At 33.2% G+C, this 26,135-nt stretch carries 24 protein-coding genes and 4 pseudogenes; 13 read left to right on the top strand and 15 right to left on the bottom strand.

Annotation, left to right across the window (positions count from 1 at the left end):
* Positions 1–51 precede the first annotated feature (51 nt).
* Positions 52–910 (bottom strand): annotated as a pseudogene (locus tag ACZZ95_RS06385) (MBL fold metallo-hydrolase).
* Positions 911–981: 71 nt separating this feature from the next.
* Positions 982–1,896: a hypothetical protein gene (locus ACZZ95_RS06380; protein ID WP_463468431.1), complete on the bottom strand. Its 915-nt coding sequence runs from the start codon at positions 1,894–1,896 to the stop codon at positions 982–984.
* Positions 1,897–2,238: 342 nt separating this feature from the next.
* Between ACZZ95_RS06380 and ACZZ95_RS06375 the strand changes: the two genes are divergently transcribed.
* The 6 genes and pseudogenes from ACZZ95_RS06375 to sufD all read left to right on the top strand — a co-directional run bounded on the left by ACZZ95_RS06375 (position 2,239) and on the right by sufD (position 7,205).
* A complete protein-coding gene (locus tag ACZZ95_RS06375) occupies positions 2,239–2,568 on the top strand; it encodes a HesB/IscA family protein (RefSeq protein WP_055097560.1) in 330 nt (109 codons plus the stop codon).
* An 87-nt stretch (positions 2,569–2,655) separates the two neighbouring features.
* Positions 2,656–4,105, top strand: a pseudogene (gene sufB, locus ACZZ95_RS06370) (Fe-S cluster assembly protein SufB).
* A 7-nt stretch (positions 4,106–4,112) separates the two neighbouring features.
* The gene (locus ACZZ95_RS06365; RefSeq protein ID WP_042564755.1) at positions 4,113–4,601 is read left to right on the top strand and encodes a flavodoxin family protein; all 489 of its coding nucleotides are present in this window, start codon (positions 4,113–4,115) and stop codon (positions 4,599–4,601) included.
* A 13-nt stretch (positions 4,602–4,614) separates the two neighbouring features.
* The gene (sufC, locus tag ACZZ95_RS06360; RefSeq protein WP_463468430.1) at positions 4,615–5,361 is read left to right on the top strand and encodes a Fe-S cluster assembly ATPase SufC; all 747 of its coding nucleotides are present in this window, start codon (positions 4,615–4,617) and stop codon (positions 5,359–5,361) included.
* 41 nt (positions 5,362–5,402) lie between these two features.
* On the top strand, positions 5,403–5,771 hold the full coding sequence (locus ACZZ95_RS06355) for a four helix bundle protein (protein ID WP_074662453.1): 369 nt from the start codon (positions 5,403–5,405) through the stop codon (positions 5,769–5,771).
* A gap of 117 nt (positions 5,772–5,888) precedes the next feature.
* Positions 5,889–7,205, top strand: a complete 1,317-nt coding sequence (gene sufD, locus ACZZ95_RS06350) for a Fe-S cluster assembly protein SufD (RefSeq protein WP_463468429.1) — start codon at positions 5,889–5,891, stop codon at positions 7,203–7,205.
* Between the two features lie 106 nt (positions 7,206–7,311).
* Here the strand turns inward: sufD and ACZZ95_RS06345 are convergent, their stop codons facing one another.
* Entirely contained in the window at positions 7,312–8,661 is a 1,350-nt protein-coding gene (locus ACZZ95_RS06345; protein ID WP_463468428.1) for a serine hydrolase domain-containing protein, read from the bottom strand.
* Positions 8,662–8,880: 219 nt separating this feature from the next.
* On the opposite strand from ACZZ95_RS06345, the pseudogene ACZZ95_RS06340 reads away from it, so the two are divergent.
* The 7 genes and pseudogenes from ACZZ95_RS06340 to ACZZ95_RS06310 all read left to right on the top strand — a co-directional run bounded on the left by ACZZ95_RS06340 (position 8,881) and on the right by ACZZ95_RS06310 (position 13,521).
* Positions 8,881–10,096: pseudogene (locus ACZZ95_RS06340) on the top strand (aminotransferase class V-fold PLP-dependent enzyme).
* A gap of 86 nt (positions 10,097–10,182) precedes the next feature.
* Positions 10,183–10,536, top strand: coding sequence for a hypothetical protein (locus tag ACZZ95_RS06335; protein ID WP_463468427.1), 354 nt, complete (start codon positions 10,183–10,185; stop codon positions 10,534–10,536).
* A 2-nt stretch (positions 10,537–10,538) separates the two neighbouring features.
* Positions 10,539–10,964 (top strand): SufE family protein, encoded by a 426-nt coding sequence (locus ACZZ95_RS06330; protein ID WP_463468426.1) that lies wholly within the window; start codon positions 10,539–10,541, stop codon positions 10,962–10,964.
* Positions 10,965–11,088: 124 nt separating this feature from the next.
* A complete protein-coding gene (locus tag ACZZ95_RS06325) occupies positions 11,089–11,385 on the top strand; it encodes a GxxExxY protein (protein WP_463468425.1) in 297 nt (98 codons plus the stop codon).
* 202 nt (positions 11,386–11,587) lie between these two features.
* Positions 11,588–11,911 carry an SUF system Fe-S cluster assembly protein gene (locus tag ACZZ95_RS06320; protein ID WP_025570977.1) on the top strand — a complete coding sequence of 108 codons (324 nt, stop codon included), beginning with the start codon at positions 11,588–11,590 and terminating at the stop codon, positions 11,909–11,911.
* Positions 11,912–11,983: 72 nt separating this feature from the next.
* Positions 11,984–12,493 carry a DUF2480 family protein gene (locus ACZZ95_RS06315; RefSeq protein WP_463468424.1) on the top strand — a complete coding sequence of 170 codons (510 nt, stop codon included), beginning with the start codon at positions 11,984–11,986 and terminating at the stop codon, positions 12,491–12,493.
* A gap of 77 nt (positions 12,494–12,570) precedes the next feature.
* Positions 12,571–13,521, top strand: coding sequence for a DUF3078 domain-containing protein (locus ACZZ95_RS06310; RefSeq protein WP_095953736.1), 951 nt, complete (start codon positions 12,571–12,573; stop codon positions 13,519–13,521).
* Between the two features lie 165 nt (positions 13,522–13,686).
* Here the strand turns inward: ACZZ95_RS06310 and hflX are convergent, their stop codons facing one another.
* The 12 genes and pseudogenes from hflX to ACZZ95_RS06250 all read right to left on the bottom strand — a co-directional run bounded on the left by hflX (position 13,687) and on the right by ACZZ95_RS06250 (position 25,807).
* The gene (gene hflX / locus ACZZ95_RS06305; RefSeq protein WP_463468422.1) at positions 13,687–14,928 is read right to left on the bottom strand and encodes a GTPase HflX; all 1,242 of its coding nucleotides are present in this window, start codon (positions 14,926–14,928) and stop codon (positions 13,687–13,689) included.
* 171 nt (positions 14,929–15,099) lie between these two features.
* The gene (locus ACZZ95_RS06300; protein ID WP_463468421.1) at positions 15,100–15,960 is read right to left on the bottom strand and encodes a hypothetical protein; all 861 of its coding nucleotides are present in this window, start codon (positions 15,958–15,960) and stop codon (positions 15,100–15,102) included.
* A gap of 136 nt (positions 15,961–16,096) precedes the next feature.
* Positions 16,097–17,446: a DUF5689 domain-containing protein gene (locus ACZZ95_RS06295; RefSeq protein ID WP_463468420.1), complete on the bottom strand. Its 1,350-nt coding sequence runs from the start codon at positions 17,444–17,446 to the stop codon at positions 16,097–16,099.
* Between the two features lie 17 nt (positions 17,447–17,463).
* The gene (locus tag ACZZ95_RS06290; protein ID WP_463468419.1) at positions 17,464–17,922 is read right to left on the bottom strand and encodes a hypothetical protein; all 459 of its coding nucleotides are present in this window, start codon (positions 17,920–17,922) and stop codon (positions 17,464–17,466) included.
* A 79-nt stretch (positions 17,923–18,001) separates the two neighbouring features.
* Positions 18,002–18,574, bottom strand: coding sequence for a TonB-dependent receptor domain-containing protein (locus tag ACZZ95_RS06285; protein WP_463468418.1), 573 nt, complete (start codon positions 18,572–18,574; stop codon positions 18,002–18,004).
* A gap of 73 nt (positions 18,575–18,647) precedes the next feature.
* On the bottom strand, positions 18,648–19,898 hold the full coding sequence (locus tag ACZZ95_RS06280; RefSeq protein WP_463468417.1) for a hypothetical protein: 1,251 nt from the start codon (positions 19,896–19,898) through the stop codon (positions 18,648–18,650).
* A 103-nt stretch (positions 19,899–20,001) separates the two neighbouring features.
* Positions 20,002–20,289 (bottom strand): carboxypeptidase-like regulatory domain-containing protein, encoded by a 288-nt coding sequence (locus ACZZ95_RS06275; RefSeq protein ID WP_463468416.1) that lies wholly within the window; start codon positions 20,287–20,289, stop codon positions 20,002–20,004.
* A gap of 211 nt (positions 20,290–20,500) precedes the next feature.
* Positions 20,501–21,721, bottom strand: coding sequence for an MFS transporter (locus ACZZ95_RS06270; protein WP_463468415.1), 1,221 nt, complete (start codon positions 21,719–21,721; stop codon positions 20,501–20,503).
* Between the two features lie 563 nt (positions 21,722–22,284).
* Positions 22,285–23,329, bottom strand: a pseudogene (locus tag ACZZ95_RS06265) (Gfo/Idh/MocA family oxidoreductase).
* Between the two features lie 180 nt (positions 23,330–23,509).
* Positions 23,510–24,580 (bottom strand): NADH:flavin oxidoreductase/NADH oxidase, encoded by a 1,071-nt coding sequence (locus ACZZ95_RS06260; RefSeq protein WP_463468414.1) that lies wholly within the window; start codon positions 24,578–24,580, stop codon positions 23,510–23,512.
* Between the two features lie 136 nt (positions 24,581–24,716).
* Complete coding sequence (locus ACZZ95_RS06255; protein ID WP_463468413.1) at positions 24,717–25,355, bottom strand: ATP-binding cassette domain-containing protein; 639 nt, start codon at positions 25,353–25,355, stop codon at positions 24,717–24,719.
* On the bottom strand, positions 25,349–25,807 hold the full coding sequence (locus ACZZ95_RS06250; protein ID WP_463468412.1) for a hypothetical protein: 459 nt from the start codon (positions 25,805–25,807) through the stop codon (positions 25,349–25,351). The genes ACZZ95_RS06255 and ACZZ95_RS06250 overlap by 7 nt, the downstream gene beginning before the upstream one ends.
* Between the last annotated feature and the right edge of the window lie 328 nt (positions 25,808–26,135).

The raw sequence follows: 26,135 nt of genomic DNA, 5'->3' as shown, positions 1-26,135 counted from the left end.
TCCCGTTTTCAGAAATGTTGAAAACGGGATTTTTTATTTTGAATTATTTGATTAAAAAATTTCTTCGCAGGTAAAAATATCTTTTAAACGAACACCTTTTTCGGTATGTTCTACCGTTATAATTTGATTGTGTGCATCGTGTTCCAAAAACAAATAATGATTATGATCTCGTCGCTGTATTCAAAAATTTTGACTTTTCCGGCATTGTCAGCAAAGGTCGCGTGTCGTAACCCATAACATACGGCGACGGAATATGCCCAGCTGTAGCCAATAAATCGGCACAAAAAACAATTGTTTTATCTTGGTATTTTATGTACGGAATCATTTGTTTTTCGGTGTGGCCGTCAACGTAGTAAATGTCAAAATTCAATTCTTTTGAGAAACCAAAATCAGTTTCGGGTCTTTCAATAAAATTTAATTGTCCGCTTTCCTGCATTGGCAAAATATTTTCAGACAAAAAAGACGCTTTTTCACGTGCGTTGGGTTGAGTTGCCCATTTCCAATGATTTTCATTTGTCCAAAATTTGGCATTTTTAAAAGCAGGCTCGTAACCTGTTTTATCCGAATTCCATTGAACACTTCCGCCGCAATGATCAAAATGAAGATGCGTCATAAAAACATCCGTAATATCATCTCTATTAAAACCATATTTCGCAAGAGATTTATCGATAGAATGCGATCCCCAAAGCGAATAATAACCAAAGAATTTTTCTGATTGTTTATCACCCATTCCGGTATCAATTAAAATAAGACGATTTCCATCTTCAATTAATAAACAGCGCGCGACAATATCAATTAAATTATTAGAATCGGCAGGATTTGTTTTGTTCCAAATTGTTTTCGGAACAACACCAAACATAGCACCACCGTCTAATTTAAAATTTCCAGATTCGATTGGATAAAGTTTCATGAGTTTGATTTTCTAAAAGAACAAAGCTAGCAAATACAAATTCCTTTGCTTGCAATTTATTTTAAAAAAAGCTATTCCAGTGTTATCGAAGTACTTCCCATTATTTCCTGTTTGTCGAAGAAATTCACAAAATAGGTTCCTTTTTTAAATTGATCATTTAGAATTCCGTACACATTTGCCGACTTACCTTGAAAATCTGTGCTCACAATAAAACTGTAAACCAGAGCTTTGTCATTTCCAAATTCAATCAATTTATTATCACCCAAAACATTATTTTTTTGATCTAATACTTGAATATAAAAGATTCTTTTTCCTGTTTTTGCAACAGCATTTCCGTTAACAGTAAAAATAGCTTTAAGCTTTTTAGTGTTTTTTGCTTTTGTCGTTTCTAATTCTGCTCCAGAGTTTTTTTCACGAAGTGCAATTACCTTAAAATTGCTCAGAGAAAGTTTTGATGCATCTTTTAAAGTAGTTTCTAATTGCTTTTGTTTCGAAATAAGAGTATCATTTTGTGCCTTTTGCTGATACATTACAACATTCTGACTTTCAATTTCTGTCAATAAATTTTTATTCTGAGATTTCAGTTTCTTAATTTCGGACACTTTACCTTCCAATGAAGAATTCAAATCTGAAAGTTGGTTTCTAAAAATTTTAATCTGCGGCGCAGATGGATTTTGAGAAGCCTTTATAATTTCCATCAAATTCTCAACATTCTTACGTTCCAGTTCCAGTTCTTGAGAGAGTGTCGTTTTTTCTAAAATAGCAATATCGTAAGCCACTTTTAGTGTACTTAAAGAGTCTAAAATATTTTTCTGCTCGCTGTTTTCCTTATTAACAAACGGAATTTTAGACACATTATCTTTTTTGACTTCATTTTCGTGTGTATCAGATTCATTGCTAAAAACCAAGAACGCGACACCTACTCCAAAAACAAAGAATATTGCAAAAAAGATTTTCAGCCAATTATTATTATGTTGTTTCTTCATAATTACTCACAATTTTTTGCAAAAATACCAATTAAACAGCAGTTAGGATTAAGTATAAATACTTGTTTTTGAACATAACTAAATGATATATTCAATTTAAAATCAAAAAAATGATTTATTCGGATTTTATCTTGCTTTTTTCAAGTTCATTTTATCAAAATAACTAATATCTATTTTAACATTTGTTATAATAATGTGAAGCGTTATGGAAAAAGGTTTTTAAGTCGTATCTTTGCAGACAATTTCATTTGAACATTGAAAGACAGCACTTTAAAATGTAATAATTTCATTACTATTTTAATTGTCAATTATTAATGTAAGAAGAATAAATACCATAAAACAATGATAAAAGTTTCTGATACAGCCAAAAAGAAAATCATCGACTTGATGAAAGATGATGGTTTTGATGCCGCTAGCGACTACGTACGTGTGGGCGTAAAAAGCGGTGGATGCTCTGGTTTGTCATATGATTTAAAATTTGATAAAACCAAAGGCGACGACGATAAAATATTTGTAGACAACGACATAACGATTGCAGTTGAAAAAAAATCATTCCTATATTTAGCCGGAACAATTCTGGAATTTTCAGGCGGATTAAACGGAAAAGGATTTGTATTCAATAATCCTAACGCAAGCAGAACTTGTGGTTGCGGAGAATCATTCTCTTTATAGTCAAAAGCCAAAAGTCATAAAGTCTTTAAAGACTTGCAATTGACTTTCAAACTTTAGACTTTAATACTTTAAGACAACATTAAAATAATGAGTAAATACACCGAAGACGATTTAAAAATCGAACTGGAAACAAAAGAATATGAGTACGGATTTTATACCAATATAGAATCTGAGACTTTCCCTATTGGCTTAAACGAAGATATCGTAAGAGCTATTTCTCTTAAAAAGGAAGAACCAGAATGGATGACCGATTGGCGTATTGAGGCTTTTCGTGCGTGGAAAGAAATGATCGAACCGGAATGGGCAAATGTTCATTACGAAAAACCGGACTTTCAAGCTATATCCTATTATTCTGCTCCAAAACAAGTGGATCCTACTAAAACTTTGGACGATGTTGATCCAGAACTTTTAGAGATGTACAAAAAGCTTGGAATTTCTGTTGACGAACAAAAAATGATGAACAATGTCGCTATGGATATTGTGGTCGATTCTGTTTCTGTAGCAACGACTTTCAAAAAAACATTGGGAGAAAAAGGAATTATTTTCTGTCCAATTTCAGAAGCAATTAAAGAACATCCTGAATTAGTAAAGAAATATTTAGGAACTGTTGTACCTCAAAAAGACAACTTCTACGCAAGCATTAAACTCAGCCGTTTTCTCTGACGGAAGTTTTTGTTATATTCCAAAAGGCGTTCGTTGCCCAATGGAACTTTCAACTTATTTCAGAATCAATCAGGCAGGAACAGGACAATTCGAAAGAACTTTGGTTATTGCAGATGCGGGAAGTTACGTTTCTTACCTTGAAGGTTGTACTGCTCCAAGTCGTGACGAAAACCAATTGCACGTCGCTGTAGTTGAACTAATCGCATTGGATGATGCTGAAATTAAATATTCTACTGTTCAAAACTGGTTCCCAGGAAACAAAGAAGGAAAAGGCGGGGTTTATAACTTCGTTACCAAAAGAGGTTTATGCGAAACAAACGCTAAAATTTCATGGACACAAGTAGAAACAGGTTCTGCTGTAACCTGGAAATATCCTTCTTGTGTATTAAAAGGAGATAATTCGGTAGGAGAATTTTATTCAATTGCCGTTACCAATAATTACCAACAAGCAGATACTGGAACTAAAATGATCCATTTAGGAAAAAATACTAAATCGACTATTATTTCTAAAGGTATTTCGGCTGGTAAATCACAAAACAGTTACCGTGGATTAGTGCAGATTAGCCCTAGAGCTGAGAATGCAAGAAACTTTTCGCAATGTGATTCTCTTTTAATGGGGAATAATTGCGGCGCTCATACTTTCCCTTATATCGAAAGTAAAAATCCATCGGCAAAAATTGAGCACGAAGCAACAACAAGTAAAATTGGAGAAGATCAGGTTTTTTATTGCAACCAAAGAGGTATTCCGACTGAAAAAGCGATTGCCTTAATTGTAAATGGTTTCAGTAAAGATGTCTTGAACAAATTACCAATGGAATTTGCTGTTGAAGCTCAAAAATTATTAGAGATTTCTTTAGAAGGATCTGTTGGATAATTGCAAGATGGGAAATAAAACAGTCATCATTTTAGGTTCTTCCCGAAAAAACGGAAATACAACAAAAATTGTAGACGAAATTTCTAAAGAACACGGAATAGAGGTAATTAATTTAAGTGATTTTAATATTTCCTATTACGATTACGAAAGCAAAAACAGAGAAGATGATTTTTTCCCTTTAATAAAAGGTATCATCGAAAATTATGACACTTTAATTTTTGCAACGCCAATATATTGGTACAATATGAGTGGAATTATGAAGGTTTTCTTTGATCGTTTTTCGGATTTAATCCGAATTGAAAAAGAAACCGGACGAAAGCTTAGAGGAAAGAAAATTGGCGTGATCTCAAATTCGCACGACGATGAAATTGAAGAAAGCTTTTACATTCCGTTCAAAAAATCAGCCGATTATTTAGGCATGGAATATTTAGGACATGCGCATTTTAATGCCAACATCCTAAACCAAACAACAAAAATAGAATTGACATTTATATAAAATAAAAAAAACAATGTTATCAATAAAAAACCTTCACGCCTCAATTGGTGATAAAGAAATCCTGAAAGGAATTAATATAGAAATTAAAGCGGGCGAAGTACACGCTATCATGGGACCAAACGGTTCTGGAAAAAGTACACTTTCTGCAGTTATCGCAGGAAATGAAAATTATGAAGTTACAGATGGTGAAGTTATCCTTGACGGAGAAGACCTTGCTGATCTTGCTCCAGAAGAAAGAGCACATAAAGGAGTTTTCCTTTCGTTTCAATATCCTGTAGAAATTCCTGGAGTAAGCGTAACTAACTTCATGAAAACGGCTATCAACGAAACTCGTAAAGCAAACGGTCAGGAAGAAATGCCGGCGAACGAAATGCTAAAAGTAATTCGTGAGAAATCTGAATTATTAGAAATCGATCGTAAATTTTTATCTCGTTCATTAAACGAAGGTTTTTCTGGAGGAGAGAAAAAAAGAAACGAGATTTTTCAAATGGCAATGTTAGAACCAAAATTAGCTATCCTTGATGAAACCGATTCTGGTCTTGATATCGATGCTTTAAGAATTGTGGCTAACGGAGTTAACAAATTAAAAAGCGACAAAAACGCTATTATCGTAATTACTCACTACCAACGTTTGTTAGATTATATCGTTCCGGATTTCGTTCACGTTCTTTACAACGGAAGAATCGTAAAATCTGGTGGAAAAGAATTGGCTTACGAATTGGAAGAAAAAGGATACGACTGGATTAAAGCGGAGAATTAATACAGTCTGAAAGTCTAAAGTCATAAAGTCAAAAGTTGGACATGAGCAAATTTAGATCTTTTGAGGAAATAAATTCGTGGCAGAAATCCAGAATCTTCAATAAGAAAATATATTTAGTTACTGAAAATTCTAATTTCAAAAAAGACTTTGATTTCGTTAGACAAATAAGACGCGCATCACTTTCTATATCATCAAATATAGCAGAAGGTTTTGAGAGAAATACAGATAAAGAGTTTGTTTATTTTTTATATGTGGCCAAAGCATCGGCAGGAGAAGTAAGATCTCAATTATATTTAGCGTTTGATTTAGAATATATAATTAAAGAAGAATTTGAAATGCTTTTAGAATCGATAACTGAAATATCGAAATTATTAAGCGGTTTCATTAAATATTTGAGTCAAAAGTCATAAAGTCAAAAGTTGTAAAGTCTGTTTAGACTCAACTAAGTTTATGATTTTTTCACAAAAATAGTCGACAATCTAAAGTCTTTTGACTTTCGACTTTCGACTTTAAGACTAACAAGAACAATGGATTTAAAAGAAAAATTAGTATCGTCTTTTATGGCTTTTGAAGAGCGTGTCGATGTACATTCAGATTTGCATGACATTCGCACAAATGCCTTAAAAAACTTCGAAAATAAAGGTTTCCCAACCAAAAAAGAAGAAGCTTGGAAATATACATCGTTAAACGCCATCTTAAAAAATGACTTTACGGTTTTTCCAAAAGAAGAAAATGCAATCGAATTTAATCAGGTAAAAAAATACTTTTTACACGAAATAGATACTTATAAATTAGTATTTATTGATGGTGTTTTCAGTTCGCATTTGTCTTCTACAACACACGACGGAATCGATGTTTGTTTGATGTCATCGGCATTGACCAAACCAAAATATAAAATGGTTATTGATAACTACTTCAATCAAATTGCAAGTAAAGATGACAGCTTGACTTCATTAAATACTGCTTTTGCAAGTGAAGGTGCTTTTATCAATATTCCGCAAAAGAAAGTTGCTGACAAACCAATTGAGATTATGTATTTCTCTACAGGAAATGAAGTCGCTTTAATGGTTCAGCCAAGAAATTTGGTTATTGTGGGCGAAAATTCACATGTTCAAATTATCGAGCGTCACCAAAGTTTGAATGAAAATCCGGTTTTAACCAATTCGGTTACTGAAATTTTTGCTCAAAAACGTGCGATTGTTGATTATTACAAAATTCAAAATGATAATAGCGAAGCTAATTTAGTTGACAATACTTATGTTTCGCGACAACAAGAAAGTCACGCTGCTGTACATACTTTTTCATTTGGAGGAAATCTTACGCGTAACAACTTAAACTTTTATCACTTTGGTGAAAGACTGACAAGTACGCTTAACGGAATCACAATCCTTAGCGATAAACAACACGTTGATCATTATACTTTGGTAAACCACGCAACGCCAAATTGTGAAAGTTTCCAGGATTATAAAGGAATTTTCTCTGATCGCTCGACAGGCGTTTTCAACGGAAAAGTTTTGGTAGAAAAAGAAGCTCAAAAAACAAATGCTTTCCAAAAAAGCAACAACATTTTATTGAGTGATAAAGCAACTATCAACGCAAAGCCACAATTAGAGATTTTCGCAGATGACGTAAAATGTTCTCACGGTTGTACCGTTGGACAATTAGACGAAACTGCCATGTTCTACATGCAATCTCGTGGTATTCCTAAAAAAGAAGCTAAAGCATTATTGATGTACGCATTCTCAAATGCCGTTATCGAAAGCATTAAAATACCAGAATTAAAACAAAGAATTACTAAAATCATTGCCATGAAATTGGGTGTGAATTTAGGATTTGATTTATAGAAAGCTTAACCGCAAGGTTCGCTAAGATTTACGCAAAGTTCGCAAGGTTTTAATATAAAGCTTTGCGAACTTTGCGCTTTTTACTTGGCGTCTTTGCGGTAAAATTTCATTTTTTTACAGAAGAAATGACATCTTTCAAAAACCCATTAAAATCAAACCCTTTATCACCTTCTCTAACTCCCATTCTCACAATAACCATATCCATTGATGGAATAATCGCTACCATTTGACCTTGATATCCACTGCAATAAAACATATCACGAGGCACATCTGGAAACTTTCCTCCAGCGTTTAGCCAGAACTGCGCGCCATATTTCCCTTCGGATGTATTTGTTGGAGTTGAAGTATATTTTACCCAGCTTTCATCTAGGATTTGTTCGCCATTCCAATTTCCTTTTCTCAGATATAATAATCCAAATTTTGACCAATCTCTTGGCGTTGCCCATCCGTACGACGAACCTACAAAAGTTCCTGACATATCCTGTTCTACAATCATCGAGTTCATTCCGATTTTATCGATAATAGCGCTGTACCAAAAATCAAGATATTCTTGCTGTGTTTTAAATTGTCTTCTTAAAATAAGAGACAATAAATTGGTTGTTCCAGAAGAATAATTCCAATGTGTGTTTGGTTTAAATTGGGCCGGTTTATCCATTTGTACTTTTCCCATATCTTCGGCCTGAAAAAGCATTTTTGTAGCATCGCAAATCGTACTGTAATTCTCTTCCCATTCTAAACCCGAATTCATGTGAAGCAAATCATTTATCGTGATTATTTTACGCTCATCATTTTGCCATTCTGCAATTGGAGCTGGTTTATAAATATCAATTTTTCCTTGTTTCGCCAGAACGCCAAATGCCGAACTTGTGATACTTTTTGTCATCGACCAACCTAAAATTTTACTGTCTTTATTAAATCCTTTATCGTATTTTTCGCCTATCAATTTATCTTTATATAAAACCACAACGGCGCGAGTACGTTTTGCTTTTCCATCGTTTTTATCGAAAGCATTTTCAACCGCATTCTTAAGTTTCGAATAATCTACATTGGCAAATAAAGTATCTTTTGGTTCATTATTCCCGTAAGGAAAAGGAAGGTTATTTTCCAACTTTGTTCTCTTTGGAAGTAAATAAGGTTTTGACACATCAAAATCATCATTAATCAAAGTTGCTCCCAAACCTTCTCTATAAATCGCTTTTCTTTCCTTTAAACCGTAAACTGTTGCAGTCGCAAATTTTCCAGCTTCGTCAATGGAGTTTGTAGCTAAATCTATCATTTTGATATCATTGTCTGTTTTCTGAATTAAATCCAAAGGACGGTTATCTATAAAATGTCCAGAAGCAACACTTTTAGCCGAGAATCCAGAAATTAAATCAAGCTTGGGATAAGTTGTAAATCCGAAATATAAAAAAGCAAGAACCACTACAAGCAAAAGTACTTTGAAAAATTTTTTCATGATGATATCAGTATTTTTAATGCAATATAAATAATTTATGTTCACGATTTTAGACTCAAATTATAAATCTGATTGGGATTATTCAGAAAATCGAATTGATTTTTACGGAATCAGCATTTACACCTTGTAACAATGATGCCATAAAAGGAAATTATAGAATTGCTGTATAAACAAATTTAGTTTTAGTACTTTTGTAAATAGATTTTTTCTAAATAAGACATGCTAGATATTCAAAAAATAAGAGCTGATTTTCCGATACTTTCACAAACTGTAAACGGAAAACCATTAGTATATTTCGACAACGGAGCTACTTCGCAAAAACCACAAATTGTGATTGATGCTGAAGTGAAATATTATCAGGAAATCAACGCCAACATTCACCGCGGCGTTCACACTTTAAGCCAGTTAGCCACTGACGCTTACGAGGTTTCTCGTGGAAAAGTCAAAGAACATATAAATGCCAAACATGCTCACGAAGTACTTTTTACTTCTGGAACAACATTCGGAATCAACTTAGTAACCAATGGTTTTGCTTCTATTTTAAAACCAGGCGATGAAGTAATTGTTTCGTCATTGGAACATCACAGTAACATTGTGCCTTGGCAGATGTTATGCGAAAGAACTGGTCGTCGCTTTAAAAGTTATTCCAATCAATGAAAATGGAGAATTGATCATCGAAGAATTTGATGCTCTTCTTTCAGAAAAAACAAAAGTGGTTACGGTTAATCATATTTCAAATGCACTTGGAATTATTAATCCTATAAAATATATTATTGATAAAGCTCATGCTGTTGGCGCCGCAGTTTTAATTGACGGTGCGCAGGCAGTTCCGCATTTAAAACCAGATGTTCAGGAATTAGATTGTGATTTTTATGCTTTTTCAGGACATAAAATGTGTGGCCCAACTGGAACTGGGATTTTATACGGAAAAGAAGAATGGTTAAATAAATTGCCTCCTTACCAAGGCGGAGGGGAAATGATCAAGGAAGTTACTTTCGAAAAAACTACTTACGCAGATCTTCCTCATAAATTTGAAGCAGGAACGCCAAACATTGCCGGCGGAATTGTTTTAGGAACTGCAATTGATTATTTAAACAGCGTTGGTTTCGAAAATATTAAAGAATACGAAAACGAACTTTTAGATTATGCTACAAAACGTTTATTAGAAATCGAAGGTTTAAGAATCTATGGAACAGGAAAAAATAAAGCTTCTGTGGTTTCGTTTAATATTGATGGAATTCATCCATACGATATTGGTTCGATTATAGATAAATTAGGAATTGCAGTAAGAACAGGACATCATTGTGCACAGCCAATTATGAGTTTCTTCTGTATTCCGGGAACAATTCGTGCCTCTTTCTCTTTTTATAATACTAAAGAGGAAATTGATTTAATGGTCGATGCCGTCAAAAAAGCACAAACAATGCTAAGCTAAAAAAGAAAAACATATGAGAATACTATCATTATTGCTCTTAACCCTTTTTATTGCAACAGGATGCTGCAGACCAAAAAAAAGTAGATATGACATCAACACAAATTGAATATTCTGCACATTCACGAGGCTATTTCAAAAGCATTCTAGTAGAGAATAAATCGGTTTCTGTTACTAACAAACGTGATGCTTCACCTGTAAAAAGTAATATTGACGATGCAAAATGGAATAAAATTGTTGATGCGTTTTCAAAAGTTAATTTAGACAGCCTTTCTACTTTAAAAGCACCAACAGACAAGCGTACTTATGATGGTGCCGCAATTGGAAATTTAAAAATAATACAAAATCAAAAAACATACGAAACTCAAGGTTTCGATAATGGCTTCCCTCCAAAGGAAATAGAAAAACTAGTAAATTTATTAGTTGATTTTGCTAAAGAATAATTATGACAATAAAAGAAATACAAAACGAAATAATAGATGAATTCTCAATGTTCGACGACTGGATGCGCCGTTATGAATACATCATCGAATTAGGAAAAACTCTTCCTTTAATTAAAGAGGAATATAAAACCGACGAGAATTTAATCAAAGGATGCCAGTCAAAAGTTTGGTTGCAAGGCGAACAGCAAGACGATAAAATTGTTTTCACAGCAGACAGCGATGCTATTTTGACTAAAGGTATAATCGCAATTTTAATTCGTGCTTTCTCGAATCAAAAAGCAAAAGATATTCTAGAAGCTGATGTAGATTTTATTGATGAAATAGGTTTAAAAGAGCATTTATCAGCAACAAGAGCAAATGGCTTGGTTTCGATGATAAAAAATATCAAAATGTACGCTTTGGCATTTGACGCAAAGAACAAAAATTAAAAAAAATTAAACCATATAAGTGATATAAGAAAATTTAAGCTTTTCTTTTTATAGTTATATTTTAAACATAGAATAATAAGTTTTTTCTTTCTTTTTTAATTGTTGTTATTGCGAAAAAAGCAATATGATAACAAAGAAATATTTGACTGATTTAATTTATCAGGTTAACGGGGCGACAATTGAAGTTCATAAAAGTATTGGAACGGGACTTTTAGAAAGTATCTATCATCAATGTATGATTAAGGAATTATCTTTAAGAGGAATTAATTTCAAATCTGAATTAATAATTCCTGTAGAATATAAAGGTTTGATATTAGAGTCCGATTTAAGATGTGATTTATTTATTGAAAACTGTCTAGTTTTGGAGCTAAAATCAGTTGATCAAATTATACCAATCCATATTGCAAAACTCATGTCTTAATGAAACTTTTAAAGTCACCGATAGGACTAATGATAAACTTTAATGTAACAAATATTTATCACGAAGGTCAAAAAACATATGTCAACGATCTGTATCGTTGGCTAGAAGATTAAAAACATAAAAACAAAAACATCTATATTATATAAGCGCTCTATTTTAAATGAACTTACATAACTTATATGGTGGAAAAATAAAAATAAAAATGGAACAAGAAATAGACACAAACGAATTAGGAGAATCAATCGTAAGAATTTTAAAAGGTATTTACGATCCTGAGATTCCTGTTGATATTTATGAGTTAGGATTAATTTATGACGTAATGGTAAATACTGATTACGAAGTAAAAATCTTAATGACATTAACATCTCCAAACTGTCCAGTTGCGGAAAGTTTACCAAGAGAAGTTGAAGAGAAAGTAAAAACAATCGAACACATCAAAGATGTTGAAGTAGAAATTACTTTCGATCCGCCTTGGAGTAAAGATTTAATGAGCGAAGAAGCAAAATTAGAATTAGGAATGCTTTAATAAGTATACAGTTTGCAGTCTCAGTTTACAGTTTTCACTGTGACTGAGAACTGCTACTGAAAACTAAAGAAAATGGAAGAAATTATCAATAAAGTTGCCAATAGTGCTTTAGAAGTTTTTGATTTAGAGGATTATTATCCAAAAGGAATACGAGTGCAGATTGACATTTCGCAGTGGCTTTTGGAAGGATTTTTATTGAAAGAAAAAGACTTTAGAGAGCACCTAAAACATCACGATTGGTCACAATACCAAGATCAATATGTGGCGGTAAATTGCAGTACAGATGCTATAGTTCCCGCTTGGGCATTAATTTTAGTAAGCGTTCATTTAGCTCCATTTGCAAAAAAAGTAGTCAACGGAACTATTGAGGATATGGATGCTAGTTTATACGAAGAAATCCTGAGTAAAATTGATTACTCTGTCTACCAGAGTAAACCTGTAATTGTAAAAGGCTGTTCTAAGAAACCAGTTCCTATGCGTGCTTATATTTTAGCCACGAATTATTTACAGCCATTTGCCCGCGACATTATGTATGGCGAAGCGTGTTCTGCAGTACCTCTATACAAGGAATCTAAGAAATAACCTGCAATTGCACGTGATTATCGTTTAGTTTCAATTGGTTTTTAGTATATTTGATAATACACTTAAACTAAACAACCATGAGAAAGCTGGCGTTATTACTATGCATTTTAGCGAACTTTGCTATTGTTCAGGCACAGAATTCAGAAAAAGAATTAATTCAGAATACCGAAAAAGCGGTAAAAAAAATAAACGATACGATTGAGGGAGAAGGCTGGAAAGCAAAGGGAACTGTATCTCTTTTACTAAACCAATCGAGCTTCAATAACTGGATCGCAGGTGGCGAAGATAGTTTCTCCGGAACTTTAGGCATCAATTATGACTTCAATTATAAAAAAGACGATGTAACGTGGGATAATAAAATCCTTGCTTCTTACGGGCTTCTACAAACTAAAAACACCGATTTCGGAAAAAAGACTGATGACCGTCTGGAGTTTAATTCAATTGTCGGAAAAAGAGCTTTTGGACAATGGTACTATTCTTATTTCCTAAATTTCAGAACACAATTTACAACAGGTTATATTTATGGTCAGGATCCCAACGGAAAAGAAATTAGAACGGAACAAACCAAATTTATGTCTCCTGGATATCTTACTACTGGACCTGGTATTTATTGGACAAAAGATGATAATCTTAAAATAAATTTTGCACCTCTTACTTCAAAATTCACTTTTGTAGACAATGCGTATACAAGCGGCATTGATAGATTTACAGGTTTACCTTATGTAGACGGCGCTTATTTTGGTGTTGACGAAGGCAAAACCATGCGTTATGAACTAGGTTTTTATGCTTCGGTTTATTATAAACTGGCAATTATGACCAATGTAACGGCAGAAAACACACTGAATTTATACTCTAATTATCTAGAAGATCCTCAAAATGTTGATATCAATTACTCTTTGAACATCATCATGAAAATAAATAAATTCTTGTCGGCAAATTTTGCTTTCCAAGCTATATATGATGACAATGCTTTTAGAGGACTTCAAACGAGACAGGTATTTGGTTTAGGAGTTAATTTTGGATTTTAATCTATAAAGCCATAATATTTTACCGCAAAGAGCGCAAAGTTTTTTAAAAGCTAAATTTTATAAAAATAAAAGTTCGCAAAGCTTGATGTTAATTTAGCTTTGCGAACTTTTTCATTTATTATAATATAATAAAAATCTTAGCGCTCTTTGCGGTAAAATTTTCTATTACTCCTCATCGTTTTCTTCTTCCTTCTCAATCGCATCTTTATAATCGGGATATAAGAATTTATTATAAGGAAAACGAGTTATATGAATTTGTCGAACAGCTTCATAAACCGTTTCTCTAAACTCTTCAAAATTCTCTTTATTTGAAGCCGAAATAAATAATGCTTTTCCCTCTCCAACATTACTCATCCAAGTTTGTTTCCATTCGTCGAGAGAATAATGTTTACGGGTTCTTTCCGTAATCAAATCATCTTCATCAATTGTAAGATGACGATAAGCATCGATTTTGTTGAAAACCATTATTGTTGGCTTGTCGTTGCTTTTAATTTCCAGAAGCGTCTTGTTTACAGATTCGATATGATCTTCAAAATCTGGATGTGAAATATCTACTACGTGCAAAAGTAAATCTGCTTCGCGAACCTCATCCAATGTACTTTTAAAAGAATCAACCAATTGAGTTGGCAGTTTTCGAATGAAACCAACTGTGTCAGAAAGCAAAAATGGCAGATTCTTGATCACCACTTTTCGAACCGTTGTATCTAGAGTTGCAAACAATTTGTTCTCTACAAAAACATCACTTTTACCAATTGCATTCATCAAAGTCGATTTTCCAACATTGGTATATCCAACCAAAGCCACACGAACCATTGCACCGCGATTGTCGCGCTGAATGCTCATTTGTTTATCAATCGTTTTGATTTTATCTTTCAATAATGAAATCCTGTCGCGTACAATACGTCTATCGGTTTCGATCTCTGTTTCTCCAGGTCCACGCATACCAATACCCCCTTTTTGACGTTCAAGGTGCGTCCATAAACCAGAAAGTCTTGGTAATAAATAAATACATTGCGCCAATTCTACCTGCGTTCTTGCATATGAAGTCTCAGCTCTTTGTGCAAAAATATCCAGAATTAAGTTTGTTCGATCCAGAATTTTGCAATCTATAATTCTTGAAATATTCTTTTGCTGAGATGGTGTTAATTCATCATCAAAAATTACTGTAGATATTTTATTTTCTTTTACATAGAGATTGATGTCATCAATTTTTCCCGTTCCTACGAAAGTCTTCGGATTTGGGCGCTCCATTTTCTGCGAAAAGCGTTTAATAACTTCACCTCCAGCGGTAAATGTCAAAAACTCCAATTCGTCTAAATATTCATTTAGTTTTTCTTCACTTTGATTTTGAGTAACAATTCCAACAATTACTGTTCTCTCAAAATTTATAACTTCTTTTTCTAACATAGTCTTGAATAAGTTGCAAATTTAATCATTTGTAAGCTACAATCAATTACACAATTTCGATTTTAAATTTATATCTAAATCTTAATTTGCATTGAAACTAAAAAAATGGAATTATGTTAAGATTTACCTCAACAAAATTCCATTTTTAAATAGTTTATAAATCTGAAATGTTTATTCGTAAATAAACGTTTTTTCTGTTTTTACAATTCCATTTTCTTCAATTTGAGAACACGAAATCGGGAAGTTTAATTTGTTGTATTTGTATTTTCTGCTTACCGCCACTAAAGCAGTAGAGGAAGGACTGAAATTCATTTCATTATTGTATGAAATAGATTCAAAAGGAAATTCGTCTTCATGATAAGAAATCATCGGTACAATTACTTTATAATTGTCTCCAAAAAGACTTTGAACAATCAATTGATCAACCGATTTTTTATCATCGTAAGTATAAGTTTTAGAGATTTTATCTCCAACCAATCCCCTATGTTTAGAAACATTATCGTTTACATAAACATATTCAAGTTTTCCAATAATCTGTTTATTTCTATCACGAGAAGTACGTCTTACAATGATTCCGTTTTCAACAAGATACTCTATATCATCTACTAAATTTTGATGATTCGTGCTCTTTTTTGTTGTTACTTTTACCCTTGCTCCTTCATAGACAAAAGAAACCACTTTGGTTATATAATTTGGTCCTTCCTGATATTTTTTTACAAATTTGGTAATGTTGTTATCAGCATCATAAGAGTAGTTTACCACTTCTTTCCAGTCGCTTCCTACTTTGTCTTTTACTGTCATATCCAGCAGTGCATTTTTATTATAGAAAAAATGCTGTACAACATCTGAAGTTGTTATACTCTGGATTTTACCATCTTTAAAAACGAATGTTTTATTGACAATTTCACCGTCTTTAGAGTTTTGGTAATTTGTCTTTACAATATTAATTTGCTTTAACTTTACAAGAGCATCCTGACTATGCATTAAACATGGAAAAACCATCATTAAGATGGCAATAAAGTAGGTTTTCATGAGGTATTTGTATTGATTTGGGATGACCAAAATACAAAATTCAATTAAACTTTAAGAATTTGAAATACAAAAACTACAAACTTTTAAACAAAGTCTTAAAAACCAACACTTTAATTTCGGTTTTAAAAATTTCGTCTTACTTTTCTCCAAATATCTTAATATCATCGACCATAAAAGCACCGTTTAAAGTTTTATCTTTTCCTGATCCTATGTACTTAAATGCAATATGAATATTTCCAGAATACGCCGAAAGATCGATTCCTCCAGAACTTACAAACTCTCGTGAAGGTGTTGAAAGCGAAGGAACTTTAGCTTCCAATTTTGTCCATTTTGCTTTAGTAATACTAGAACCGTCAAAATTAGTTGAAACATATACTTCCAAAGTATTTAATGGCGAATCCATTTTTAAATCATCTCGCGCACTTCTAAAAGAAAGTACAGCATTTTTATAACCCGTTAAATTTATTTTAGGAGAAACCAGCCATGCAATGTTTTCTGTCGCCGTTGTACTTGTTGTATTAAATTCTGCATAGCCATTTCCAGCATACACCATACTTTTCCATAATTTGGTCGCTTTTTCAACAATATTGCTCCAGCCCGGCAAGGCAAAATTGACGTTATTTTTAACCGTTTGAAAATCTTCCGCAAAAAACGGAACATTTCTTTTTCCATTCATGACAATATCACTTTCAGATCGAACCATCAATTGATAATCTGTACCAAATTTGGTTAAGATTCCTCGAACCGTTCCACTTCCTTCTGGTAAAAAATGATCTGCAAATTTTGCATAACTGCTCGTTCTAAAAATAATTTGATTGCCTGTTTTATCACGCAGATTCCAATTGGTTGACCCTCCCACATTATTTGATTCTTCAAAATAATGTCTTCCAAGAGCGGCTTCTGTAAATTCAACGTCACGAAGTTCGATGAGTGTATTTAACTTACTTTCAGCAAGTGCTTCTTCTACTGAAAGTGACTGCACCAATTGATTTTCATCAATAATAGTGCACGATGCATTTAATACATTTTTATATTCATTTTGAGAAATCCTCCCAATTGTTGGATCGCCTGCGTTACTAACGTACAGACTTCCTATTCGTAAACCGCCATAATACAAATCTGTAAATTGATTTTTAAGTTTTACATACACTTTGTTTCCTACTCGGTAATCGATGTAAGTATTTGAAGCGTCGATTGGCACACTAAAACCTATTGCAGGAATCTTTTCTGAAGCTTTGGTCTGTAAAGAAATCGTTTTAAAAAAGTTACCGCCTTCATCACTTGAAACCACATATGCTTCTATAATGTCATCATAAAGATATTGTTTGGCGACATTTCCAGATAATTCATATACTTTTTCGACCGTTTTATTTACAGTAAAATCTGGCTGGGTACATTCTAATTTTGGAGTTTCAGCTTCCGTACTGCAACTGCTTACACATAATAGTGAAATTCCAAAAATTGAATTTAAAAAAATGTTTTTCATGACAAATAAATTTTGATTTACAAACCAATTGTGAGGTTTAAAAAATAAGTTCTTCCGTAACCGTAATAATATTTTGGTCCAAATGATGGTGTTCCGCTGGAAACATCTTGATTTAAAGCTCTAAAATTGGCATTTCGAGCTTGTTCAAAACCGCCTGTTTTATACACAAGCCCCAAGGCATTATTTACGCTGGCAAAAAGTCCGACATATTTCTTTTTAATACGCCAAGATTTTCCGCCGCTAATATTCAATAAGGCGACAGGATCAAATTTTTCTTGTTTCAATAATTCATTTCCTCTTTCAGATGTTGCTTCAGGAAAAGGAAATCCATTTGCAGGATTGATGTAGAATTGTGATGTTCTTGAAATTGGCGAAACATCAATATAATTATCAGTCAAATAATTGATATTGGCGCCAATCCACCAAAATTTCGGATCTCTGTATTCTAATCCTAATGAAAAAGCATTTTGAGGCATTCCAGCTTGTTTATAATTTTTAAGATAAGCCGAACCAAAATCAAATGTAGTCTGAGCACCATCTTTTGTCGCGTTTGCATCATTTGTAATTAATACATTTGGATTGCTGTTGTAGGTGTAATTGCCGTAAGCGAGCAGAGAAAGTGGCTTTTAGTGTTTGAGAAATTTGATATTCAAAACTTAATTCTGCTCCTGTATTTTTCTTGTCTAACTGCGTTAAAGTCTGACTCACAAAAGCGTCTGTCGCATCATAACCAGCGCCATTATCAAAAATTCCTTCGGCATAAAAAAAAGACGTTTTAGAACTGTTTTTAATTAAAGTATAATAGGCTGTTAATCGCAGTTTTAGTTTAGGCGAACGGTAAACATAGTCGCCTTCGGCACTGCTTATGTTTTCACTTTCAATTCCATTTACTACAGTATTATTTAAGCGTGAATTCGAAAATGTGTTTCGTAGCGAGGGCGCTCTTGTTAAATGGGCACCATTAAAAAACAACGATTGTTTACCCGATATTTTATAGGTAAATCCGCCTTTGAAACCGAAATTTTCAAAACTTACTTTCTCACTTTTTCCTAAAGAAGTCATGGCGTAAATTCCGTTTTGATACAATCCTTCGCGTTGATAATTGGACATTGAGTACGATTGTGCCAAATAAAATTCGGTTTTACTATAAGAGAATCTAAACTGCGTAAAAGCATCAATTGTATTGGCTAGAAAATTATAATTATAACCATAAATATCTCCTTCTTTTACTTGTCGATTCGGATGCTCGCAAGTCAGACTGCGCGAGATTTCCTTTGTAAAACGGATCAATATCTTCGAAATATTTCCCTCCTAAAAGATCTAGCAAATATTGAAAATTATGTGATTTCAAATTCCGATATGTCACTCCTCCGTCAAAAAAAATGTTCGCAGTAATCTGTTTATTTAAATTTGAATTTACAGCAAAAGTTTTGTCATCTGTTCTGTCTTCATATACTACATAATGGCTTTGCGCTGGTTCATATCCATTTTGACTTATTTTTTGATTGGCCATATACATCGCGTTCCAATCTAATTGCGGATTCTCCAGTAGATTTATCCTGCTGTTTTCTGCATTTTCATAATCTGGAGTAAATTCACCTGAAAATTCACCATGATCTTTCGCAAACAGTGAACTAAAATAACTTGGCATTTTTTTGTAATAAACAGGATCTGGGCTGTCTGCATTTTGATAATCGATCGTACTGTTACCCACTTTTCCAAATTGATACATTACGCTGGAATTCAGGTTTGTTTTATCATCAATTTTAAAATAATGATTCAACATCAATAAAGGCTCTTCTACATTTTTTATTCTTGCATTTCGCTTTTTTCCATTCTGAAATCCCCAGTACGAATTGTATTTTTCGCCCATTAAACTTGTTACTTCATTTGTATTTGGAGAGTTTTTACCACGAGAATTTGGCGTGTAAAATCCGGTAAAATTGAGCGAATTTTTATTGTTTAATTTCTTTTCAACACTAATAAAAAAAGAATCTGCGTTAAAATTTGTTCCTTCAAAATAACCTTGATCTGCCCATCTTTTTCCTGCTGAAACCACATAAGCCCAGCCAGAAGCATTCATTCCAGATGCATAAGTCCCGATTCCACGCCAGGTATAGGTTGTATTACTTCCTGAAAATGTAAGTGAAGTTCCTTTTCTGTATAAAGAAGCTCGTGTAAAAATCTGCTGTGTTCCTAAAACGCCTCCAAAAGTATAATTTGAAGCGACCGTTCCAACTGAAAATTCCTGATTACGAAGTACATTATTTAATCCACCCCAATTGTTCCACTGCGGTCTTCCGTCGTAGATTTTGTTCATGGTCATTCCGTTAAGCATCATCGTTCCGTTTTCACTGTCTAAACCGCGAATCCTAAATCGGGCCTGACCCCAATTAAATGCGTACGCCTGCATAAAAGCATCTCTAGAAGATTGCAAAAGACCAGAAGTCATTTCAGATGAACTATTATCATCTGAAAAATCATTATCTGATAATGTGATTAATGCCGCAGGAACTTCATCTGAATAAGTATCTTCTAGTTGGAGTATTCCTAGATTAATATTTTCTTTTTAGAGAAGATTTGACCTTTAAAAGGTAATCTTTGTAGCCTTGGCTTCTCAGTAAAAGTAACTGCTCTTTTTGCGGAAATATATGAAGTTCAAATTTCCCTGCTTTTGATGTGAGTCGCATTACAGCTGTATTCTGTATGGTCACAACAACATTTTCCAACGGATTTTGCGTTCGAGCATCAATAACAATTCCTGAAACCGTTATTTCTTGCCGCTGTGGAAACGCAAAACCAAAAGACATTAAAATAAAAAACGTTAAGTACTTCTTTACCATTCAAATCCAATTTACTTTTTAAATTATTTCGGAAATCAATCCTTTATTCAAAAGATAAAATTGGTTTTTGGAAAAAGACAATTAAATTTTAAGCGGTTAGTCTTTAAATTCAAAAATAGACAAAATATTTAAATATAAGTAAATTCTCTCAAATTTATTTTGATTTAATGAAAAGCAGACGAAAAGTAATTATTTCTAAAATTCAGTTGAATTAAACTGTTGTTCTAATTTTAGAAACCATGAAGGCAATTAAAACACCAAAAATTCCGATGAAGGCAAAAGAAAATTGAAGTCCAAAACTCTGTGCAATGTGTCCAATTACCGGAGGCCCCATTAAGAAACCTAAGAAACTCACACTCGAAACAATCGTTAAGGCTTCTCCCGCTGGTACAGTTGGATTTTTCCCTGCAATACTATAAACGGTTGGAACGATAGTGGCAACGCCTAAACCAACGAACATAAAAGCAATGGTGCACGGAATTATATAAGGAAGAAAAACTGCTGTGAAAAGTCCCGCCGAGATCATTACTCCGCTAATTTGCATAACACGCTCGCGACCAAATTTATTGATTAATCCATCGCCAAGAAATCGTCCGCCGGCCATCATAATCATAAACGAAGTGTAGCCTAAAACCACCAATGCTCCAGGCGCTTTTACAATATCTTTAAAATATACACCGCTCCAATCGAACATAACTCCTTCGCTGGCCATACTGCAAAATCCGATTACACCCAGCCAAAGTAAAGCTGTATCTGGTTTTACAAACATTTTTTTACCTTCTGGTTTTGCTTTAACTTTTTCTTTGGCTCTGACCAAAAATTTAAAATTAAAAGCGACCATAAGCAAAACGATTCCGCCCACAATTAAAAAATGATGCAACGGATTTAATTTTAAGGCAAGCATTCCTAAACCAACTAATGCTCCTGTAAATCCGGCAAAACTCCACATTCCGTGAAATGCAGACATGATTGTTTTTTTGAACAAAACTTCCGTGTAAACGCCTTGTGTATTTACTGCAATATTGGCTAGATTTCCAAATAATCCAAACAAAAATAAACCGAGGGATAATTGTAATGCTGTTGTTGCTAAGCCTAAATTAACTAAGCAGAAAACGTACATTATTAAAGAGAAAATTAGAATACGATGACTCCCGAATTTGGTTACCATTTTCCCCGAAAAGGGCATAATAATTAACTGCCCAACTGGAAGCGCAAAAAGTATAGAACCCAAATCGCCTTCGGTTAAATGCAAAGCAGTTTTAATATCTGGAATCCTGCTCGCCCATGTGGCAAAACTTAAACCCATTCCGAAATAAAACATTCCAACGGCAAAACGAATTCGATTTAAATAAGACGCTTTTGCTTCTCTAAATACTTTCTTGATTTTACCTTTGGTCTGAAAAAGAGCTAATGGATTAAAATTTATCAGCATATTTAATTTTTAATGAATGAGATCTTTCAAAAATACTAAAAACGTGTGTTAATGTGCATATAACCTAGTGTTACACACAATTTACAACGTTATTGTTTATAAATTCGACAGTTTTCAGTTGAAATCTTCTTATTAAAATTACAACTTTTCAGCTTTAGTAAAAATATAATTCCTATTTTTTATATAAATGAATTCCATAGGGACAAAATGTTATAGACTATTCCATCTTCGGATATAAAAAAAAAACCTCACCGAGGCGAAATATAAATGCTACGAAATACAAAAAACATATCGCTCTTCTAGAGCTTTTTTACGTCTGATAATTTTATTGGCTATAAATATTTCACTCCTCTGGAGCTCTAATTTTAAATTGAAAAGAAAAGGTCGCCTCTAAACTTTTGGGTGCAGTCTACTTTTTGAGCCAGCCTTTTTTTTGTTTCTTGTTCAGTATTAATATTTTTCATCGGTAGAAAATTATCGATGTTTTATTATTTTATGTTCCTACAGAAGGTAAATGTGTCTGGAAATTATTATCTGCCAACGAAACATTCTTACCAAATATCTTATCCTATACTTATCACCTTTTGCTGTGCATTACTTGCAATTGCGACTTCTATAACCTGCATTACTTTTACACCATCATCTGCTGTAACTGGTTCTTTTTGATTGTTGGCAATCGAATCGTAAACGCCATCAAAAAAACTGAAATAATTACCTTGAAGTGTCGGGATTTTTTCTCTTACTATTTTACCATCAATTTCGGTATGTAAGATTCCCTGCAGGTTTTCATCTTCAGTTCCCCAAGTTTCCAGATTTGGCTTTTTACCAATTTTCAAATCGTCTTCCTGAACATCGCCTCGCGGTTTTAAAAAAGAGCCTTTTTTTCCGTGAATCGTATACGCTGGATTGGCTTCTCGCACAAAAAAACCTGCTTTTAATCTTACTCTGAAATTAGAATAAAACAAGGTCAAATCGATCCAGTCGTCTACAACAGAATTTTCTCTGGTTACTCGAATATCGCCAAATACAGATTTTGGACAACCAAACAAACTTACTGCCTGATCTATTAAATGCGGTCCTAAATCTTTTAGAACTCCCGCGCCGTCATTTGCCGTTTCTTTATGTGCTTTTGGACTCAACAACGGATTATATCGGTCAAAATGAAATTCTGCTTCAATCAAATCGCCCAAAACGCCATCGTCAATAACTTTCTTAATGGTTTTAAAATCGCTGTCCCATCTTCTATTTTGAAAAACGGCTAATTTTAATCCTTTTTCTTTTGCGATTGCTCGCCAATTCTTTTGCTTCGGCAACTGTTGTAGTAAAAGCTTTTTCGACAACAGCATGTTTACCTGCCAAAAGTACTTTTTTAGCATATTCGTAATGTGTTCCAACTGGTGTGTTTACAATTACGAGATCAACATCATCGCTTAATAATTCGTCTATAGACGCATAACTTTTAACGTATGGATAATCTTCCTGAATTAATTTTTTGCTTCTTTCCCAAGAACCCAATAATTCAAATCCTTGGTGAATATCTAAAAACGGAGCGTGAAAAACTTTTCCCGACATTCCGTATGATAATAGTGCTGTTTTTATTTTTTGCATGTGCTCTGTTTTTTTTTCCACAGATTAAAAGGATTAGAAAGGATTTTTTTGTTTGCCACGAATTGCACTAATTTCCACTAATTTGTTTAAGTTTTTAAACGCAGGGATTTGTGAAAATTTGTGCAATTAGCTAGCAATAGAAAATCATTTTTAATCTTTGCAATCTGTGGCTATAAATTTTTAAATCTTAGCTCTTTCGTATTGTTTTGGCCATTGAATATCGCTGTCTAATTCTTTAGCGAAATCCAAAGGTAAGTTCGGCTTTCTTAATGATTCTCTGGCGAATAAAATTAAATCGGCTTGACCTTTACTTAAAATTTCTTCAGCTTGTTTAGCTTCTGTAATTAAACCTACAGCGCCGGTTGCAATATTGGCTTCTTTTTTTACTTTTTCTGCAAAAGGAACTTGATATCCTGGACCAAGTGTAATTTTTTGATGTGAAACCAATCCGCCTGAAGAGACATCTATTAAATCTACTCCTTTTTCTTTTAGGATTTTCGAAAGCTCTACAGATTCTTCTGGATTCCATCCGTTTTCTGCCCAGTCAGTTGCTGAGATTCTAACGAATAACGGCAGATCTGACGGCCACTCGGTTTGAACTGCTTCTACAATTTCAAGTGTAAAACGAATTCGGTTTTCAAAACTTCCTCCGTATTCATCTGTTCTCACATTTGTTAATGGAGATAAAAACTGATGCGACAAATATCCGTGTGCTCCGTGAATTTCTAAAACCTGATATCCTGCTTCAACCACTCTTTTTGTTGTCGCTTTAAAATCAGAAATCACTTTTTGGATTCCGTTTTTATCCAATGCTTCTGGAAGAAATGGTTCGTCATCGTGATACGGAATCGCACTTGCAGAAACTGTCTGCCATCCGCCTTGAGCGAAATCTAACTTTTTATTTCCGAGCCAGGGAGCCGAAACACTTGCTTTTCGGCCCGCATGCGCCAATTGAATGCCAGGAATCGAATTTTGAGAAACAATAAATTTATTGATTTGTTTTAGCTTTTCGATATGTTCATCTTTCCAAATCCCAAGATCTGAAGGAGAAATTCTGGCTTCTGGAGAAACAGCAGTTGCTTCCTGAATAATCAGCCCCGCGCCTCCGCTTGCTCGGCTTCCTAAATGAACGAGATGCCAATCGTTTGCAAAACCGTCAACAGCAGAATACTGGCACATTGGAGAAATGACAATTCTATTTTTTAGAGTGATATTTTTTATAGTAAATGGAGAAAATAATTGTGAAGCCATAATGTAACTTTTAATGGTTTGTGCTGTCAATTGAAAATGACAACCGTTTAAAAAGTAAAGTTACGGCATCTTGCTAAAACGAGAAATTGAAATGTTTATTAATTAACAAACATTTAAAGTAAATGCTGTCTGGTAATTATTTATTTGAAAATAATTCTTTCTCAATTTCTGAATACTGACTTTTTTCAAACGCACTAATACTTTTATTTTTAAGCAGAAAAATTTTAGCACAGTCTCTATATAGAATTTCTAAAATATGCGAGGAAATAAAAATAATACTAGTTTTTGAAATCTCCCGAATATAATTCATCAATACATAATTGGATTCTAAATCAAGTCCGTTAAAAGGTTCGTCTAAAATATAGATTGGAAATTCTTTTTGAAAAACGGCATTGAGATAGGTCTTCTTTTTCATCCCCGTAGAAAACTCTCGTATTAATTGATTATTCGGAACATCAAACAATCGATTTGTACTTTTTTGCGTAACATCTACTAAATGAGCATAAAAATCATAAAATTCGAAAGCCGTAAGCTCATCATAAATTAGCGGATCTGTGGGAACCCAGCCAGCATTTTGCAATACAACTTTTTCTTCATTAATAGAACAGTTTCCCTCAAACTTCTCTAAACTCAAAATGCATTTAAAAAGAGTTGTTTTACCTTGACCATTTTTACCAATAATACCATAAATTCCAGCTTGATCAATAGAAATGTTGATGTTTTCTAATATCGATTTGTCTTTGTACTTTTTCTGATCAATTACAATTTTCAACATGTTTTTAAATCGTTTAAGGTTTTAATGGCTTTTTTATACATAAAAGGCGTCACTGCGAATGGAATTACAAATAAAAAAATACTTGTCGCTACAAAAATGGTAAAGAAAATCTGCTGTAAAAAACTGTTATTGAAATAAATATACTTTAGCAGAATATTAAAAAGGGGAACAATAAATATAAATATCAAGAATATCATTTTTTCCCATTGCAACAAGAAGCACAATGTTATTGCTACTGGAAATACCAAATAAGCCATATTTAAAATTGAATTTTTGAACTGAAACAACAAATATTTTTCGGCATCAAAAGGATTTTGTTTCATTTCTTCTATTGTTTCTCTTTCAAAAGACGGAATGCACGCTATAAAAGACAAACCTAAAAATACCGCATACAAAAGGTTTTCATTTTTACTATTTACCGCCATAACAATAACGGTAATCAATAACGGCAAGCATATAAATAAGCTTGTATTTTCTAAAAGCGATATGCCAGTGGATATTAAATGTATCAAAAGGATATTTAATAATTTTTAGATTCAATCTAGGCAAGTTTATTAATAGTACTTTAAACAAAATTACGCAGGTAATAAAAAAGAAATTCTTTCTTTAGTAAAAGCACTACATAAAATGGAAACGAATAAATAAGATATTCTGCAAGTATTATTGCCTTGTAATTTCTTTTCATTTTTAGAAGTTCCAGATCGGATCTTTGTAAATGATAAACTACTACCTCTAGAAAAAGAAAAGGAACGTAATTTCTAAAAGTTTCAAAATTTTTAT

It is taken from the genome of Flavobacterium sp. AC267 (assembly GCF_979258715.1).
This window is presented reverse-complemented; position numbering and strand designations above follow the sequence as displayed.